General features: G+C 71.2%; 23 protein-coding genes and 1 pseudogene. 2 read left to right on the top strand and 22 right to left on the bottom strand.

Going from position 1 to position 14,328, the window contains the following annotated elements; all coding sequences use genetic code 11:
• Nucleotides 1–10 precede the first annotated feature (10 nt).
• The 21 genes and pseudogenes from BMW99_RS41555 to BMW99_RS32665 all read right to left on the bottom strand — a co-directional run bounded on the left by BMW99_RS41555 (nucleotide 11) and on the right by BMW99_RS32665 (nucleotide 11,815).
• A complete protein-coding gene (locus BMW99_RS41555) occupies nucleotides 11–325 on the bottom strand; it encodes a hypothetical protein (RefSeq protein ID WP_075018091.1) in 315 nt (104 codons plus the stop codon).
• Nucleotides 325–1,176, bottom strand: coding sequence for a DUF2303 family protein (locus BMW99_RS32755; RefSeq protein WP_075018090.1), 852 nt, complete (start codon nucleotides 1,174–1,176; stop codon nucleotides 325–327). Before BMW99_RS32755 ends, BMW99_RS41555 begins: the two co-directional genes overlap by 1 nt.
• Nucleotides 1,176–1,544, bottom strand: a complete 369-nt coding sequence (locus BMW99_RS32750) for a hypothetical protein (protein WP_069464223.1) — start codon at nucleotides 1,542–1,544, stop codon at nucleotides 1,176–1,178. Before BMW99_RS32750 ends, BMW99_RS32755 begins: the two co-directional genes overlap by 1 nt.
• Nucleotides 1,541–1,756, bottom strand: a complete 216-nt coding sequence (locus BMW99_RS32745) for a hypothetical protein (RefSeq protein ID WP_141726189.1) — start codon at nucleotides 1,754–1,756, stop codon at nucleotides 1,541–1,543. The genes BMW99_RS32750 and BMW99_RS32745 overlap by 4 nt, the downstream gene beginning before the upstream one ends.
• Before the next feature lie 179 nt (nucleotides 1,757–1,935).
• Nucleotides 1,936–2,133, bottom strand: a pseudogene (locus BMW99_RS43220) (WhiB family transcriptional regulator); the annotation flags it as partial.
• A gap of 8 nt (nucleotides 2,134–2,141) precedes the next feature.
• Complete coding sequence (locus BMW99_RS32735) at nucleotides 2,142–2,762, bottom strand: hypothetical protein (RefSeq protein WP_069464226.1); 621 nt, start codon at nucleotides 2,760–2,762, stop codon at nucleotides 2,142–2,144.
• Nucleotides 2,759–4,579, bottom strand: coding sequence for a DNA cytosine methyltransferase (locus BMW99_RS32730; protein ID WP_069464227.1), 1,821 nt, complete (start codon nucleotides 4,577–4,579; stop codon nucleotides 2,759–2,761). Before BMW99_RS32730 ends, BMW99_RS32735 begins: the two co-directional genes overlap by 4 nt.
• Nucleotides 4,579–4,851 carry a hypothetical protein gene (locus BMW99_RS32725; protein ID WP_069464228.1) on the bottom strand — a complete coding sequence of 91 codons (273 nt, stop codon included), beginning with the start codon at nucleotides 4,849–4,851 and terminating at the stop codon, nucleotides 4,579–4,581. The genes BMW99_RS32730 and BMW99_RS32725 overlap by 1 nt, the downstream gene beginning before the upstream one ends.
• Complete coding sequence (locus tag BMW99_RS32720; protein ID WP_069464229.1) at nucleotides 4,848–5,147, bottom strand: hypothetical protein; 300 nt, start codon at nucleotides 5,145–5,147, stop codon at nucleotides 4,848–4,850. Before BMW99_RS32720 ends, BMW99_RS32725 begins: the two co-directional genes overlap by 4 nt.
• Nucleotides 5,144–5,944: an exonuclease domain-containing protein gene (locus BMW99_RS32715; RefSeq protein ID WP_245791723.1), complete on the bottom strand. Its 801-nt coding sequence runs from the start codon at nucleotides 5,942–5,944 to the stop codon at nucleotides 5,144–5,146. Before BMW99_RS32715 ends, BMW99_RS32720 begins: the two co-directional genes overlap by 4 nt.
• Nucleotides 5,941–7,077, bottom strand: a complete 1,137-nt coding sequence (locus BMW99_RS32710) for a recombination directionality factor (protein WP_069464230.1) — start codon at nucleotides 7,075–7,077, stop codon at nucleotides 5,941–5,943. The genes BMW99_RS32715 and BMW99_RS32710 overlap by 4 nt, the downstream gene beginning before the upstream one ends.
• A complete protein-coding gene (locus BMW99_RS32705; RefSeq protein ID WP_069464231.1) occupies nucleotides 7,077–7,970 on the bottom strand; it encodes a hypothetical protein in 894 nt (297 codons plus the stop codon). The genes BMW99_RS32710 and BMW99_RS32705 overlap by 1 nt, the downstream gene beginning before the upstream one ends.
• Nucleotides 7,967–9,049 carry a hypothetical protein gene (locus BMW99_RS32700; RefSeq protein ID WP_069464232.1) on the bottom strand — a complete coding sequence of 361 codons (1,083 nt, stop codon included), beginning with the start codon at nucleotides 9,047–9,049 and terminating at the stop codon, nucleotides 7,967–7,969. The genes BMW99_RS32705 and BMW99_RS32700 overlap by 4 nt, the downstream gene beginning before the upstream one ends.
• Nucleotides 9,046–9,393 carry a hypothetical protein gene (locus tag BMW99_RS32695; protein WP_069464233.1) on the bottom strand — a complete coding sequence of 116 codons (348 nt, stop codon included), beginning with the start codon at nucleotides 9,391–9,393 and terminating at the stop codon, nucleotides 9,046–9,048. Before BMW99_RS32695 ends, BMW99_RS32700 begins: the two co-directional genes overlap by 4 nt.
• Nucleotides 9,390–9,782, bottom strand: a complete 393-nt coding sequence (locus BMW99_RS32690) for a hypothetical protein (protein WP_069464234.1) — start codon at nucleotides 9,780–9,782, stop codon at nucleotides 9,390–9,392. The genes BMW99_RS32695 and BMW99_RS32690 overlap by 4 nt, the downstream gene beginning before the upstream one ends.
• Nucleotides 9,779–9,925 (bottom strand): hypothetical protein, encoded by a 147-nt coding sequence (locus tag BMW99_RS41550; protein ID WP_176735524.1) that lies wholly within the window; start codon nucleotides 9,923–9,925, stop codon nucleotides 9,779–9,781. Before BMW99_RS41550 ends, BMW99_RS32690 begins: the two co-directional genes overlap by 4 nt.
• Nucleotides 9,925–10,335 carry a hypothetical protein gene (locus tag BMW99_RS32685; protein ID WP_075018089.1) on the bottom strand — a complete coding sequence of 137 codons (411 nt, stop codon included), beginning with the start codon at nucleotides 10,333–10,335 and terminating at the stop codon, nucleotides 9,925–9,927. Before BMW99_RS32685 ends, BMW99_RS41550 begins: the two co-directional genes overlap by 1 nt.
• Nucleotides 10,335–10,571: a hypothetical protein gene (locus tag BMW99_RS32680; RefSeq protein ID WP_069464236.1), complete on the bottom strand. Its 237-nt coding sequence runs from the start codon at nucleotides 10,569–10,571 to the stop codon at nucleotides 10,335–10,337. Before BMW99_RS32680 ends, BMW99_RS32685 begins: the two co-directional genes overlap by 1 nt.
• A gap of 73 nt (nucleotides 10,572–10,644) precedes the next feature.
• Complete coding sequence (locus BMW99_RS32675) at nucleotides 10,645–11,100, bottom strand: hypothetical protein (RefSeq protein ID WP_141726190.1); 456 nt, start codon at nucleotides 11,098–11,100, stop codon at nucleotides 10,645–10,647.
• Nucleotides 11,097–11,453, bottom strand: coding sequence for a hypothetical protein (locus tag BMW99_RS32670; protein WP_069464238.1), 357 nt, complete (start codon nucleotides 11,451–11,453; stop codon nucleotides 11,097–11,099). The genes BMW99_RS32675 and BMW99_RS32670 overlap by 4 nt, the downstream gene beginning before the upstream one ends.
• 95 nt (nucleotides 11,454–11,548) lie before the next feature.
• Nucleotides 11,549–11,815, bottom strand: coding sequence for a hypothetical protein (locus tag BMW99_RS32665; protein ID WP_069464239.1), 267 nt, complete (start codon nucleotides 11,813–11,815; stop codon nucleotides 11,549–11,551).
• 525 nt (nucleotides 11,816–12,340) lie between these two features.
• Between BMW99_RS32665 and BMW99_RS32660 the strand changes: the two genes are divergently transcribed.
• Together BMW99_RS32660 and BMW99_RS40930 are read left to right on the top strand one after the other, a co-directional pair.
• A complete protein-coding gene (locus tag BMW99_RS32660) occupies nucleotides 12,341–12,763 on the top strand; it encodes a hypothetical protein (protein WP_069464240.1) in 423 nt (140 codons plus the stop codon).
• A 180-nt stretch (nucleotides 12,764–12,943) separates the two neighbouring features.
• Nucleotides 12,944–13,147 (top strand): hypothetical protein, encoded by a 204-nt coding sequence (locus tag BMW99_RS40930; RefSeq protein WP_141726191.1) that lies wholly within the window; start codon nucleotides 12,944–12,946, stop codon nucleotides 13,145–13,147.
• On the opposite strand, the gene BMW99_RS32655 is transcribed toward BMW99_RS40930, so the two are convergent.
• Entirely contained in the window at nucleotides 13,140–14,099 is a 960-nt protein-coding gene (locus BMW99_RS32655) for a tyrosine-type recombinase/integrase (protein ID WP_069464241.1), read from the bottom strand. The two genes, BMW99_RS40930 and BMW99_RS32655, sit on opposite strands and share 8 nt — an antisense overlap.
• Nucleotides 14,100–14,328: the final 229 nt, after the last annotated feature.

The raw sequence follows: 14,328 nt of genomic DNA, 5'->3' as shown, positions 1-14,328 counted from the left end.
TGCTCCTTGGTCAGAACAGGGTGTTGGCGGCTGGTGGTGCGGCCGCCGGGGGCCGGCGGGTGGTGCATTGGTGGTCGGCGTGGTGCGGGTGCGGGCACGGGTCGCGGTGGCCGGGGTAGACCCACAGCAGGCGGCCGGGCTGGTTGCCAGGGCCTGGCGGGGCGCACCAGGTGAGGCGGTTGGGGCCGCGGATTTGCGGGTCGCTGCCAGGCTCGATCGGCGCCTGGTCGACGGTGACGGCGATGCACTCGCCGGGCTGGCGGATGAGGGGGGCGCCGCACGCGCCACAGCGGGTTGTGGCGCCGTGGCGCGTGCGGGCGGCCATCAGCGGGCGCCGGTCGGGGTGCCGTTGAGGATCGGGTGGTCGATGTCCGCGGCGACCTGCCCGATGACGTCGGCGAACGCCTTCGCGCGTGCGTCGGCGGGCCGGTCGAGCTTGTAGGCGAGCTTGAGCCCGGGGCCGTCGATCCGGTACCGGAGGCGGGCGTCGATGCTGTAGCCCCCGGTGAGGCCCTCGAACGGCAGGAGTCCGACGGTGAAGGTCTCCGGGATCGTCAGCGTGCCCTTCTGGCCCGCCTTGGCGGTGACGGTCTCGGTGTAGGCGAGCTGTCGCTGCCCGGTGGACAGGCGAGTGCCGGAGGCGAACTCGGCCTTCACGGTGCCCTGGATGGACTGGGCGATCTCCAGCATGTCGGCGGCGGCCGGCTTGAGGATCTCGGGCAGGTGGTCCTCGATGAACTCGGCGAAGTCCTCCTGGCCCATGAGCTTGCCGTCGTTGCTGGCCCACGCCTTCCATGCCTCGGTCTCGCGGAGCTCCAGGCGGATCCGGTGGTCGCCCCAGTCGGCGGTGTCGGACGCGGAGGCGTTGAGGACGGCGGTGATGGCGAGCCGGTCGGCGTCGCTGTAGATCTCGCTCGCGGCGTCGGAGTGCTTGCCCCACAGGGCGAGGAAGCTCTTCGCGTCGCGGACGGTGGTGGTGCCGGTCTTGCGGCTCGGCAGGGCCTTGTACTGGTCGCCGGTGAGGTCGAACTGCTGGGCGCCGTTGGGGGTCTGGACGACATAGACCTTGCCGGGGGTGAGCTCGGCCGGGGCGGCGGAGCGGATCGCGGTGTCGATGACGGCCTGGGTGCCGTCGCCCGCGGTCGCGGCGCGGAGGTTGGTGTCGTAGCTGGGCATCAGTGGGCGTCCTTGAACTCGGTGGTGGTGTGGGCGGTCTGGAAGGGGATGGCCATCTGGCGGGGGTCGTCGCGGCACGGGTTGCCGTCGGCGTCGAGGAAGTACAGGGCCTTCGGGGCGGTGGCCTTGGGGGCCTTGACGGCGGACTCGACGCCGATCGGGAGCGGCGCGGACTCGACGCCGTTGGCGGGGGGTTCGACGACGAACGTGATGGTCATCGAGCCCTTCTTGCCGTGCTCGCGGACGGCGTCGAGGAGGGTGTGGAACTCGGCGCTGATCTCCTCGGCGGTGCGGCCGCCGAGGTGGCTGGCGAGCCAGGTGGGGAGGTCGACGATCTCGCCGGTGCGCTCGGTGGTCTGGTCGGTCATGCTGCTCGGGTCCTTTCGGGGTGGAGGGTGGGGCAGGTGGCTCGGTGGTCGTTGCGGATGGAGGCGGCGAACGTCGCGACCTTCGCGATGTCGCGCTTCCCGCGGCCCTTCACCGAGGCGGTGTAGGGGCAGATCTGGCAGGCGTAGTAGGCGGCGGGCAGCGGCTCGGCGACGATGCGGAGCCACGCATCTGCCACCCGGCGGCCGCTCATGCGGCAGCCGCCTTCTTGTCGGCCCAGGCCACTGCCGACGCGTCGTGGCAGGCCCGGCACAGCGGCTCCTTCTTGCGGTGGTGCCGGCGGATCGCGGCCTGGGTGCCACAGGGCTGGAGGGAGCGCCCGATGGGATTGGCGCTCTTGCCCATGCGGCGGCGGACACGGCCGCGTTCGCGGACGGTCATGCCGCCCCAGATCCCGAACGGCTCCGGCCGGAGGATCGCCCACCGGCCGCAGTCGCGCAGGACAGGGCAGGCGTCGCAGATGGCTTTGGCGGCTGCGATCTTGGCGTTCTGGAGGGTCTCGTTGCCGTAGTCCTCGGGGTAGAACAGATCGCCGTTCCCGTGGCAGGGGGCGCCATCGGACCACTCCATGCCGGCGGTCACTGAGCCACCGCCTTGTCGAACTCCGTCCAGTCGCAGCCGTCCAGGGACCGGCTGTGCGTGGTCGGCACCTCGGCGAGCGGGCAGCCGAGGCGGTCGAAGCCCATCGCCAACAGCACGTAGGCGTCGGCCTCGTCGTACCGCCAGCGGCCCTCGCACAGCACGCCGTAGCGGGCGTGGACGTTGTCGCGAACCTTGCCTTTGACCTGCGCGGGCGTGAGCTTCTTGCCCGTCTCGTCCTTCCACCGGGCGCGGCCAGTGGCGTAGATGGTGCGGTTGTCGGGTGGGACGACGGCGTAGGGGATGCCGCGTTTCCAAAGCTCGTGGCGGACCATCCACCGCATCGCGGCCAGCTGGTCCATGCCCATGAGCCGGGCCTTGGAGAAGGCGGGGCCTTCGATGACGACGTAGTCGGCGGAGCGGATGAAGGTGGTGATGCCGTCGAGCTGCTGCTGGAAACGGCCGTGGAGGGTAGCGGCGTTGGCGTGGACGTGGTCGGTCCAGCCATGGCCGGCGACGCCGGTGGTGCCGATCGCGATGTCGAGGCCGATGACGAGGGGCCGGGGCCCGGCCACCGGGAGGGCGGCTGGCGGCGGGGCGAGGTCGAAGAGGGCGGTCATGCAGCCACCGCCCGACCCGGCGCGTGCCGCTCGATGTCCTCGCCGGTGATGGCCTCGACGAGCGCGCAGAGGATGACTTCGGCGGCGTTCGGGGTGACGGCGTTGCCGTACTGCCGGACCCGCTCCCGCTTTGAGCCGAGCACCACGTAGGAGTCGGCGAAGCTCATGGCCCGGCCGATCTCGTGGGGCTCCAGCATCCGGAACAGCACGTCGTTGATGTCGACGTCGCCGCGCACGAGCGCGTACCGGTCGCGGGTCGACAGGGTCCCCACGGGCTCGGCGACCGACCGGGCCGTGCCGTTGCCGTAGTAGGGCACCAGCAGGTGCTCCCACGTGACGAGCGACTGGTGCCCGGCAGTGGTGAGGGTGCGGGCCGGCTCGGCGACGCTGGTGCAGTGCTCCCCGCCGTCGCCCTTGCTGCCGTTGTTCCGCATGAGCATCGCCGGGAGTTCGGCGGGCAGGTGTGGCGGCGTGGCGACGGCGTGGTGGTTGCCGTCGGCGGAGACGGTGCCGAGCGCGTCGAACGCGGACAGCGCGCGGCCCTGGTCGCCGCCGCCGCGGAGCTTGACCATGAACGGCAGCCAGGCGAGACCGGTCTCGTTGCGGGCGGTCTGGGTGCGGAGCGGGTCGGTGGCGGGCGCCGCGCGCTTCTCCTCGCGGCCCTCCACGGGCACCAGCAGCGGCGGGATCGCGAGGCCGTCGTTCTCCCGCGTGGTGCGGGTCGGCATCGGCTCGGCCGCGCTGGTCGCCTCGGTCCGCCATGTGCCGCCCGCGGGAACGATCAGCGGGTCGTAGGCGAGCGCCTTCGTCGCCGTGGTCGTCTGGGTGGTGACCGGCTGGTCGACGGGCCAGGTGCGCACGCCGGGGCGACGCTCGAAGGTGTTGCCCGCGGCCTCCAGGGTGATCGGCCGGGCGAACTTCTTCAGGCCAGCCTCGATGCGCGCGAGGGTCTTGTCGGCCAGGGGTTTGGCCCGGTCGCCGATGCGCTGCCCCGGCAGGCTCCAGTCGATCGCGACCGCGGCCGGCAGGACCGACGGCTCCACGATCCGGTTCCGGCAGGCCGTGTTCGGGCACCGGTAGACGTACTGCTGCCGGTAGCGGCCCATGTCGGCGCCCGGAGTCTTGAACACCTGCACGGCGCGGACCCACACGGAGCATCCGGGGCACCAGGCGCGCGGCCGCAGCCACTTGTCCCAGTCCGGCACGCGGCCGACCGACTCGTGGACGTAGGCCATGTAGAAGCGGTCGCGGGACTGCGGTGCCGCGTGCAGGGCCCGCGGGTCGGCGTGCATGCTGTTGAGCGCGATGATCCGGGTGCGGTAGCCGAGCTTGTGGAACTCGTTGCGCCACCGGTCGAACTGGTCCCAGGCGCGGACGTCGACGACGTTCTCGACGACGCCGGCCTTGACCAGGCCGCCGCGCTCCTGGACGCCGCGGAGGTACAGCGGCACTTCCTCCATCAGGGCGCGGGAGCGCTCGACTTCCTCCGGCGGCGCGTACAGCTCGCCGAAGAGGTCGCCCTGCATGCTGGTGTCGAAGTCCCGGCGCTTGCCGCGGGCGTTGGACCACTGCGGGCACTCCGGGGAGGCCCAGAAGATGTCCGTGACGGGCCACCGCTCGACGGGTGCCTCGCGGATGTCGCCGCGGTAGTGGTCGACGTCGGGGAAGTTCGCGGCGTGCGACTCGATCGCGCGGGCCCAGTGGTTCGCGGCGCGCTCGACGCGCACGCCGGGGACGGCGTGGGCGCCCTGCGAGGAGCCGCCAGCGCCGCAGAACCAGTCCATGACGGACAAGGCGTCGCTGTCGTGGCGGTACATCAGTGGCCTCCCTTCACGGGGTCGGTGCTGGGGATGTGGGCGTTGCAGTCGGAGCAGTGCGCGGAGCCGTCGCTGTGGAGGACCGCGGCGCGGGTGCGCTGCTCGTCGGGGCAGTACCGGTACGCCTGCACGACCGGGGCGTGCGGGCGCTCGTCGGTCTGACCGGGCCGATCGCCGCGGGCGAACTTCATCGCCAGCACGGACCCCAAGCCGACCGCGAGGCCGGCGGCCGCCGCGACGGTGGCGGCGAGCATGTCGTGGGTCTGGGTCATCGCGGGGTCACCTCCACGCCGGGCGTGCCGGTGTCGAGCACGCGGGCCGGCCGGGAGGTGTCGCGGACCCGGCCGAGGGCGCAGTACGCGAGGAGCAGGCGGCGCAGCGTCTCGCCGAGGAGCGCCACCTGGGCGTTGCGGCGGCGGATGATGGCGGCCTGCGCGCGGTGCTCGTTCTCGGCCTTGACGTTGGCGATGCTGAGGTCGCGGACCTGCCGTTCGAGGATGTTGAGGCGGAGGTCGGCGATCTCCTCGGGCGTGGCCGGGTTCTGGCGGTGGCGCGCGAAGCTGATCATGCGGTCACCGCCGTGCCCGCGAAGGGGATCAGCGGCCAGCGGCCGTCCACGACAGCCTGCGGGTCCGTCTTCCGGAAGTGCGCCTGCAGCCCGGCCGCCTGCTCCTTGGCCATCACGACCTGGCGGGCGTGCAGCTCGTTGATGTCCAGGCCGCGGAGCTGCTCGAACTGCTGGTACCGGCCGAGCTCGAACTGCGGGCGCTGCTCGCGCGGCATCTCGATCAGCGACCCGATCCGGTACGCGACCCGCGCGGCCATCAGCGCGTCGTACTCGCTGCCGTGCGCCGCCTCTTCGTCCCAGGCGAGGGAGTAGACAGCGGCGACCGTGATGAGCTGGCGCGGGCCCTGCGTCGGGGAGACGCGGCGGCGGCGCGGGAGGACGTGCTGGTCCAGGACGCGGGTGTCGATGACGCGCATCTCGTCCAGCGGGAGGGCGTCGCCGAGGCCGTGGCCGAGGTGGCGGCGGGCCTCGCGGTCGATCAGGGACAGGTCGTAGACGACGTTGTGGCCGACGATCGGCAGGCCGACGGACACGGCGTCGCGGAGCGCGGAGACGACCTCGTCGGTGACGGCCTTGGCCGGGCGGCCGTGGGCGCGGGCGTGCTCGGTGCTGATGCCGTGCACGGCGCTGGCCTCGGCGGGGATCTCCTGGCCGTCGACGTCGGACAGCCAGGTGGTGGGGATCGCGCCGTCGCGGCTGACGTGGATGACGGCGGCGGAGACGACGCGGACGGTCTCGATGTCGATGCCGGTGCTCTCGGTGTCGAGGGCGAGCATCGGGTCGGTGTGCCAGCTCACGCGACCTCACCCCGCTTCACCGCGGCGAGGAACCCGGACAGCTGCTCGGCCGACGCGGTGGCCGGCATGAGGCCGCCGTGGCGCGCGGCGAACTTCTGCTCGACCTCGTCGGTGGTCCAGCCGCGGGTGCCGGCGGCCGCGATGATCTGGAACCACAGGTCTTCGAGGTCGCCGTCATCGACGATCTCGACGTCGTGGACCTCGTCGGCGGGCGCGGGCAGGTTACGGCTGGGCTCGTCCTCCCCGCCCGTCTGGCCCGCCGCCGTCGTGGTCTGCTCGGCGCTGCGCAGCACCTCGCCGCGGGCGGTGAGCGCCGCCTTCAGCGCGTCGTCCATGTGCCCGGCCTGGACAGCCTGCTTCCACAGCTTCCCGACCTCGTCCGCAGACGTCGCAACCGCGGCGAGCGCCGCATAGTCCGGGCGGCCGCCGGTGATGGCGACGCGCTCCGGGCCGGCGGCGACGGCCGGGGCGCCGGTGACCTGCCCGGCCATGAGCTGCGTCGGGGTGATCTCGACGTCGAGTGTCGGGACCATGAAGCGCGTCGGGCCGTCCTCGCGGACGACGAGCTTCTCCTCCATCCCGAGCCAGCCCTGCACGTACCCGCCGACCTGCGCCAGCAGCTCGGCCGCCGGGGGCAGTTCAACCGCGGCGTAGTAGCCCTTGGAGATGAGCAGCCACTGGCCCAGCGCGGCAACGTCGCGGAGCATGACGTTCACTCGGGTCGTGATCTTGCACATGCGCCGGTCGGGGTTGCACATGCACGGCCGGTCGGACTTCTGCTCCACCTGGCCGTCGCAGCGGCGCACGCACTTCGAGCCCTGGTAGTGCTCGTACCACTGCGAGACGGAGTCCCGCGGCGGGATCAGCACTGGCAGCCGGGTGGCGTCGCTGTACACCTCGAACTCGTCCGGACCGCCGTTCGCCGGCGTCCACGGCTGGACCTCGCCGCCGTACAGCGTGGCGACCTGCTCCAGGATCTCCTTCGAGGGAGAGGTGAAGCGGAACGCCTTGAGCTTCTCCGGGCGCAGGATCGCCTTCCCGGTCCGCTCGGACACGCGGCCGGTGTCGACGACCCGGCCGATGCGGATCTCGCCGAGCTGCCGCATGCGGCGCTGGAGATCGATGATGGGCATCAGGCAGCCCTTCCTTCGGGGACGGCGGGCAGCGTGAGGGCCTCGCCGACAACGGACTTGGACAGGACCCGCTGGAACTCGGCGACCTGCTGGACGTGGCGGAACACCGCGTACACGTCGTCGCCGCAGAGGAGCGGCTTCACCCGGTAGTCCTCGGGGCGGAGGTGCAGCACGATTCCCGTGTCGTGGACCTTCGGCATCGGGACCTGCGAGCCGTCCCGCAGCCAGCACACCTCCGCGCGCCGGTAGGCGGACATCTGCGCGCCGGCTTCGGGGTAGACGCCCTTCTCGTCGAGCTCCCCGCCGGTCTTGGTGTCGCCGATGAACAGCGTGTCGGCGGCGACCTTGAGGAGGTGGGCGATGATCGGCGAGCGGAACAGGTAGTCGAGCTTCCCGGCCCAGCCGTCGGTGAGGTTCCCGACGGTCATCTCCGACGCCTCGAAGGTGATCTGCCATTCGTCGACGAACCGCAGGAAGTTGTCGATGAACGGGGCGATCTCGGGGTCGCCGAGGAGTGCGTCGGGCACGGGCGTGCCGAGCACCTTGGCTTCGATGACGTCGTGGACGGCGGAGCCGATGTCGGCGCGTTCGTCCTTCTTGCGGATGTGGCCCTTTCGGAGCCAGTCGTAGGCGTCGGCTCGGGTCTCGGGCCGCAGGGAGGCGCGGACGAGGGCCGGCAGTTGCTTGAAGGCGTCCTCGGCGGTGAGGTTCGCGGCCCAGAAGACGAGTTGGGGCTTGGGGAAGCCCTGGCTGAGGATGGTGGTGACGCGGCGGAGCTTGGTGTCGGTGCCGGGGATGCGGTACCAGCCCTGGCTCGGCTGGGGGATGCGGTCGGGGCCGGTGGGCTCGGGCTTGGCGGCGGCGCGGGTGCGGCGGCCGGTGGTGGCGGTCATCGGGCCTCACCTCGGCAGGTGAACCACTCCGTGCCGGTGCGCCACAGGTGCAGTTCGTGGGTCTCGATGGCCTGGCGGCAGTGGAAGACCTGCGTGTGCACACCGTTCAGGGCGATGCCGGTGCAGCTTCCCTCCTGCGCCAGGGCGGGCATGACGACCGCGGTGCGGGTGGGCTCGTCGGCGGGCGGCTGGCAGCCGTCGTACTGCTGCCAGTCGTCGGGGTCGAGGGTGGCGCCCTCGGTCCGGCCGTTGCGGATGCGCCAGCCGAACGCTCGCTGTTCGCCGGTGTTCGGGTGGGCGGCCACGGTGACGCACTCGAAGTCCGAGCCGTCATGGTGGGTGTAGGCGTGGCCGGGCTGGAAGAAGTCCGCAGGCTGGGTGGACTCGCCCTCGCGGGTGTCCTTCCCCGCCTCGGCCATCCGCCGCAGCTCCGCGCCCACACCAGCGGCGACCGAGGCGGCGTACTGCCCGCGCTCGTCGTCACCGCACCCGCGGGCAGCCCGGACCGCGACCTCTGCAGCCTCGGTCAGCACCTCGGCGCGGCGCTGGCGCCGCACGTACTCGGCTTCCTCGGCGAGCGTCGGCTCGTGGCCGACGTACTTCGCCAACTCCGCCTGAAGGCGCTCGGCCTCTGCCTCGGCGTCCAGCAGGCGGCGGAGGACCGGCGCGGACCGCTCGCCCATGTACGCGGCGAGGTTGACGCAGTACCAGTCCTCGCGCTGGGACTTGTGGTCGTGTCCGAGCATGTCCGCGACCGACTTGCCGAACGACTCCAGCAGGCCGTCGGCGGCCGGCTGGGCACCGCCCAGCCGCGCCCGAATCTCGGCGCGCTGCTGCTGCGACATCCGGAACCGCGCCATCGCGGCGGCCGACGGCTCGATTACACGCCGGGCCTGCGACACCAGTCGCCCGACCTCCGACCGCTTCACGTCGTGCACCGAGAGCAGGTGCTCCGCGAGCGCGTCGTGCGCGCGGTCCCCATCCGCCGGGACGTCCGGCGACGCGGTCTGGTGGGCCGGGTCGTACTCCTCGCGGTGCAGGCAGTCGCCACCCGCCGGGCAGATCAGGTAGGCGCTCATGCGGCACCTCGCTGTCCGGGCAGGCGGTTGAGGACCCGGCCGATGCGGTCGTACAACGCCGTCAACTGCTGCGTGTCGACCCGCAAACCGGTTGACGCCTCCGGCAGCGCATCGACGATCCGCGCCGCCAGGTCGTCGTCACGGGACGGCTTGTCCGGCAGGTGCCGGTCGTTGGTGACCGTCGGGCCGTCGATGAGCGCGACGAGTCCGTCCCACAGGTCGGGCTTCTCGGCGAGGAGCGTGAACACGTCGCGGAGGAAGTCGCTGTAGTGGTCGAGTGAGGGCTCGACGACGGCGCCGATGGGCTTGGGGTCGATGTGGATGCGGTAGGTGCGGTCCGTCATCGCGCACCCGCCTCGGCGTCGTAGAAGGCGCGCATGGTCGGGCAGGGCCAGTCGTTGCCGTCGGCGATGCACGAGCCGTCGGAGCCCGGCATGGCGTCGACCTCGTAGTGCTCCTTGCGGAGCGCGTCGCCCAACGCCGCGAGCGGGGTGGGCTTGTCCGCCTCGTCGGTGGTGCCGACGATGGCCGTCCACGCGTCGGTGTCGGCGCTCTCCGGCATGTAGGCGGCGGCGAGCGTGGCGGCGGTCTGTGCGAGCGTCGCGTGGACCTGCGCCTCGGCGATGGTGACGGCGATGCTCTGCGGGTCCGGGCGGCGCGCCATGCGCGTCTGCGCCGTCCTGACCTGCTTCAGCAGCGACTCGGATTCGCGGTAGTGCTCGGGGCCCGTCATCGGGAACCTCCGGGGGTCTTGGCGTAGCGGCGGGAAAGGCGGCGCAGGACATAGCCGGTCGGGACCCCGACCAGCACGGCGGCGACGGTCCAGATGGCGACCACAGAGGCGGCGAAGATCAGGGCGTGCAGCACGACGTGCATCAGGCACCGCCCATCAGCGAGTCGACCTCGCGGCCCGAGAGCGGTGTCAGCCACAGCCCGAGCAGCCGCTCGTACATCACGCAGTCGTCGGCCTCGCACTGCCACGGGTCCACGTGCAGCCACGGGTGGTTGCACCGGCACGTGGCCTTGAAGGTGTTCCGACGCGCCTGCATCCGGGCGAGGATCTGCGCGTTCGTCGGCTGCTCCCAGCCGTGCATGCCCCGGCCACGCAGGTACTGACGGCCGTGGTGGTGCTGCGGAGTGCCGCACCAACGGCAGCCGAACGGCGTCGGCGGCTGGCCATCCGCGAACCGGATGAGGTCGTGCCGCATCCCAGACGCCACGTGCTGGAAGCGCCAGCCTTCGGGGTCGAGGCTGAGCCACTTCTCCATGGACATCAGCTCGGGCATCACGCACCGCCCCTCTTCGGCGAGGCGTGCAGCAGCAGACACAGCTCCACCGACGACGCGGCGACCAGCGCCCGCACCGTGGCCGCCTGCGCCCACGTGCTGATCTGCGCGCGGCCCTCCGTCCACGAGTCGGCGATCTCGCCGCGGGAGTCCTGGAGGTGAGCGGCGACGCCCAGCGCCGTGGCGGCGACGACGGCGCTGGAGTCGGCCTGGAGGAGGAGCAGCAGCCCGGTCATCGGCCACCGCCCGGCTTCGGCTTCGGCTCGGGCTTCGGCTTGTCCTGCGGGATCCAGTTCGACCACACGGCGATCACTGGGCCACCGCCTCTTCGGGGCGGCCCGGCGCCAGCTCCGCGAACTCCACGTCCGTGGCGTCCAGGGCGTGGCGGTCCGGGTCATCGACCGGGAGCGACAGGCGGTAGACCTCGTCGCGCAGTCGGATCAGCTCGGCGGCCGTCTCCGGCGACTGCAACAGCCCCGCGTTCTCCAGCGCCCACACCAGCGGCACAAGCCCGTCGGGCGACTTGCGGCGCGCCGCCTGCATGACGCCGAGCGCCGTCCGCAGCCGCGGGACCCGACCGGACGGGTACTCCTCGGCCTCCGCGGTGTCGAAAGCCTCGACGACCTCGGCCGGGGCCAGCAGGCCCGCCGCACCGAGCGCGAACACGATCGTGTCGCTCACGCCGTACGCGCTGTCCTTCGACTCCAGCGCCGCGCGGGCCACCGGCAGCGCCGCCTTCTCGGCGGGCGAGATCCGGGCGCTCACGCCGCACCCCGCGCGGACCACTCGGACGGCAGGGACACCGGCGCCTCGGCCGGCGTGCCGAGCCACCAGGCGTGCACGTTGTGGCCGTGCAGTTCGGCGTCGACCGAGACGATCGTCTGTCCCTTGGCGGTGACGTGCTCGGACGTCGTGAGGGTGAACGCCTCGGCGAACGCCTCGACACCCTCCGGGCCGTGGCGGAAGTGCAGGCTCAGGGCGTGGTACCTCGTGCCCTCGTCCTCGAACTGCTGGATGGTCACGATGGGCGGTGCGATGTGCAGTTGGGCGACGACCTGCTCCATCGCCGACAGCGCGGCCATCAGGCCGTCGCGCGGGTCGGTAGTCTTCTCGTTCAAGGCGAACGCCTCGCTTTCAGTGGTGGTGAGGTGTGGCGCCGAGTGGGGTCGTTGGCCATGCCGGGCCGGCGACCCTGCGCCATCAGGGGGAGTAGTCAGGCAGCCTTCGGCGCGGTGGCGCCCTTGCGGCGCTTCGCGGCCGACGCCATGCCCATCCGCGCGAAGTGCGCCTTGCGCAGGTGCTCGGCGGTCTTGGCGATCAGCTCGTCCGAACCGTCGGGGTGAAGCTCGCGGGCCTGCGTCACGAACTTCTCGCCGGCGGCCTTGCGGGCCTTGGCGGTCCGGGCACTGGGGTCCGTTTCCTTCGCCCACTGCGAGTGCGCGGCGAGCCGGGCGCGGAGTGTGCGGTCAGCGGGGTCCATCGGGGGTCTCCGTCTCTTGATCCCGATCCCAGGATGGGGATGATGATGGCGAAAAAAGAGCCCTGCGACGGCAGTCAACGGCCGTGGCGATGCTGGTCGCTTCGCTCGCCGTGACGCAGGGGCGATCCTCCGTAATCAGCTTCTGGATCTTGCTGTAGGACAGTCCCACCTCTGCCGCGAGGGACCGCACGGTGTGGACCACTCCACCCTTCGGAGGGCACTCCATCAGGCGCCTTAGGAGCGCGCCGTCGTGCAGTCGGTATCGAGCTTGTGGCACAGGCTGTCCCTCCGTTCATCCCCGTACGGGGATGGGGATAGCTAAGCGCAGCGTTGGGGGGCGCGTCAAGCCGACACGAGAAATCCCTCTTTGCGTACACACGCCCCCGTATTTTTCAGCCCCTTCACGCAGGCCACGTAGCCATCCCCGTCACGGGATGTGGACAATGGCGGTGCACGCTTGTGGCCCCGACCAAAGGGTGAAGCCGACACACCCGGGCCGCAGAGGGCAGACCTGGAGACCTGGACATGCCGAAGCAGCGCCGCGAGGCGGAGACGCTCGCGCAGTTGATCGCCGATGCCATTGGCGAACGCGGCAGTGGCCTGACCTACTTGCAGCTCTCCGAGCGGTCCGTGGACCCGGAGACCGGCTACCGACCGTCGGCCAACCTCCTCAACCGGATCGCGCTCGGCACCGACATCAAGGTCAACCCGCCGCTCATCCGCGCCATCACCGAGGGCCTCGGCCTGCCGGCCTCCCGTGTCGAAGCAGCCGCCCACCGGCAGTACATCGGCCCGTACGTGGCGGTGGACCCCGGGCTCGGTGGTGGCGGTGAAGATGACGAGGTGATCCGAGCGGCGACGAGGCATGGCGTAACGCCTGCTGCTGATGGGGGAGTTGGGGAATTCGTGCGGCGTTCGCGCGACGAAGATGCGCCTGACCAGCGCTAATCGAACAAATCCGCGCCAAGCCGATCACGTTTGAAGTGCACCCGATCGGGTGACGACACGATTGCACCTCCGCGCGTAGAGTGAGCGAACCTCGCGCGATCGAACGGATGTGCGAACGCTGTGACGTGCGCACACCCGGGAAATGGGGGCTGGGTGACCGAGGCACACAGAACGCAACCAGTGGTACGAGTACGCGCGATACGCCTGGACGACGAAACCCCCGCGGCCGTGCGGGACACCACCCGTCTCGTCGACCTGGCGATCGACTTCTCACACCCGCCGGGCGAGATCACGGCCGCTCTCACGGCGCTCTTCCAGGAAGCCATCGACAGCAAGCGATGGGCCCGGCGGGAGCCGCCCGCCGGGCCCACCGCGGCTACTTGAGCCGGTCTCCTGGAGACAAGTCCTGGTGCTGGCGACGAGCGCGCTCCTCACCGGCGCTCGCGCCGTACCGGGACAGCATCTCCCGCGACTTCCAGCCCATGATCCGCATCAGCGCATCCTCGTTGCCCTCGTTCAGCTTCCACTGGTGCGCGAACGTGTGGCGAAACTGGTGCGGGTGGATGTGCGGGATACCGGCCGCCTTGCAGCGCTTCTCGATCATCTCGCCGACGCCCCAGATCGTCAGCGCGTCCCGCCGCTTGTACGAGACCCACAGCGGATCGGACGGCGCCAGCGGGCGCCCCAGATACTTCGCCGCGGCCCGCAGGTAGCGGTCCATCGCCTGGGCGGTCGCACGGCCGAACGGCAGCGGCCTCTCTCTGTTCCCCTTGCCGAGGACGTGCAGGACGTTGATGTCCAGGTCCAGCTTCTCCTGGGTCCGGTCGGTGATCTCGCTCAGCCGGCCGCCGGTGTCCAGGAACATCAGGAGGATGGCGCGGTCCCGTCGGTCGATGAAGCTGGTGCTCTTGCAGGTCGCCAGGAGCTTCTTCAGGGCGTCGTCGGGGATGACGGGCACCTCGACCTCTCCGGGCTCCGGCGGCTTCATCTTCCGCATGGGGGAGCGGTTCATCTCCTCCTCGTCCACGAGCCAGTTGAAGAAGGTCCGCAGGCTCCGGAAGTGCTGGTGGGCGTTGCCCGCGCTGGTCCGCTCGATCAGGCCGATGATGTAGCGCTCGATGTGCTCGCGGTGGATGCCCTGGTCGCCCTCCAGCTCGGTCGGAGCCGGCCTCGGGTCCGGATCGTCCTCGGTGGGAGTGGGCTCGTAGGTCTCGAGGTACTTCCCGAAGTCGGTGATGGCGCGGCCGTAGATCCGCTGGGTGTTGGCTGACAGCTTCCGGGCCTTGAGGCTCCGCATCCATGACGCGGCGAGTGGTGCGAGGTCGTATCCGGCCATGCAGCTCTCCGTTCCCATACCGGGATGGGGATGTAGATCCCCTGCCGGTAGGTCGGGCAGGTGGTTGGGGTCTGAGAACGACCGTACGCCGAAACGTGAGGGAGGGGGAGCGCTTGGCCGGTAAGCGTTGCGCTTACGTGGACCCGACGGGGCGGGGGGGATGCTGCCCAGGTAGGGACGTGGTTGTGCCCCCGGCAGGACTCGAACCTGCGGCCAAGCGCTTAGAAGG

Source organism: Actinacidiphila rubida, assembly GCF_900110255.1.
GTDB classification, from domain to species: domain Bacteria; phylum Actinomycetota; class Actinomycetes; order Streptomycetales; family Streptomycetaceae; genus Actinacidiphila; species Actinacidiphila rubida.
This window is presented reverse-complemented; position numbering and strand designations above follow the sequence as displayed.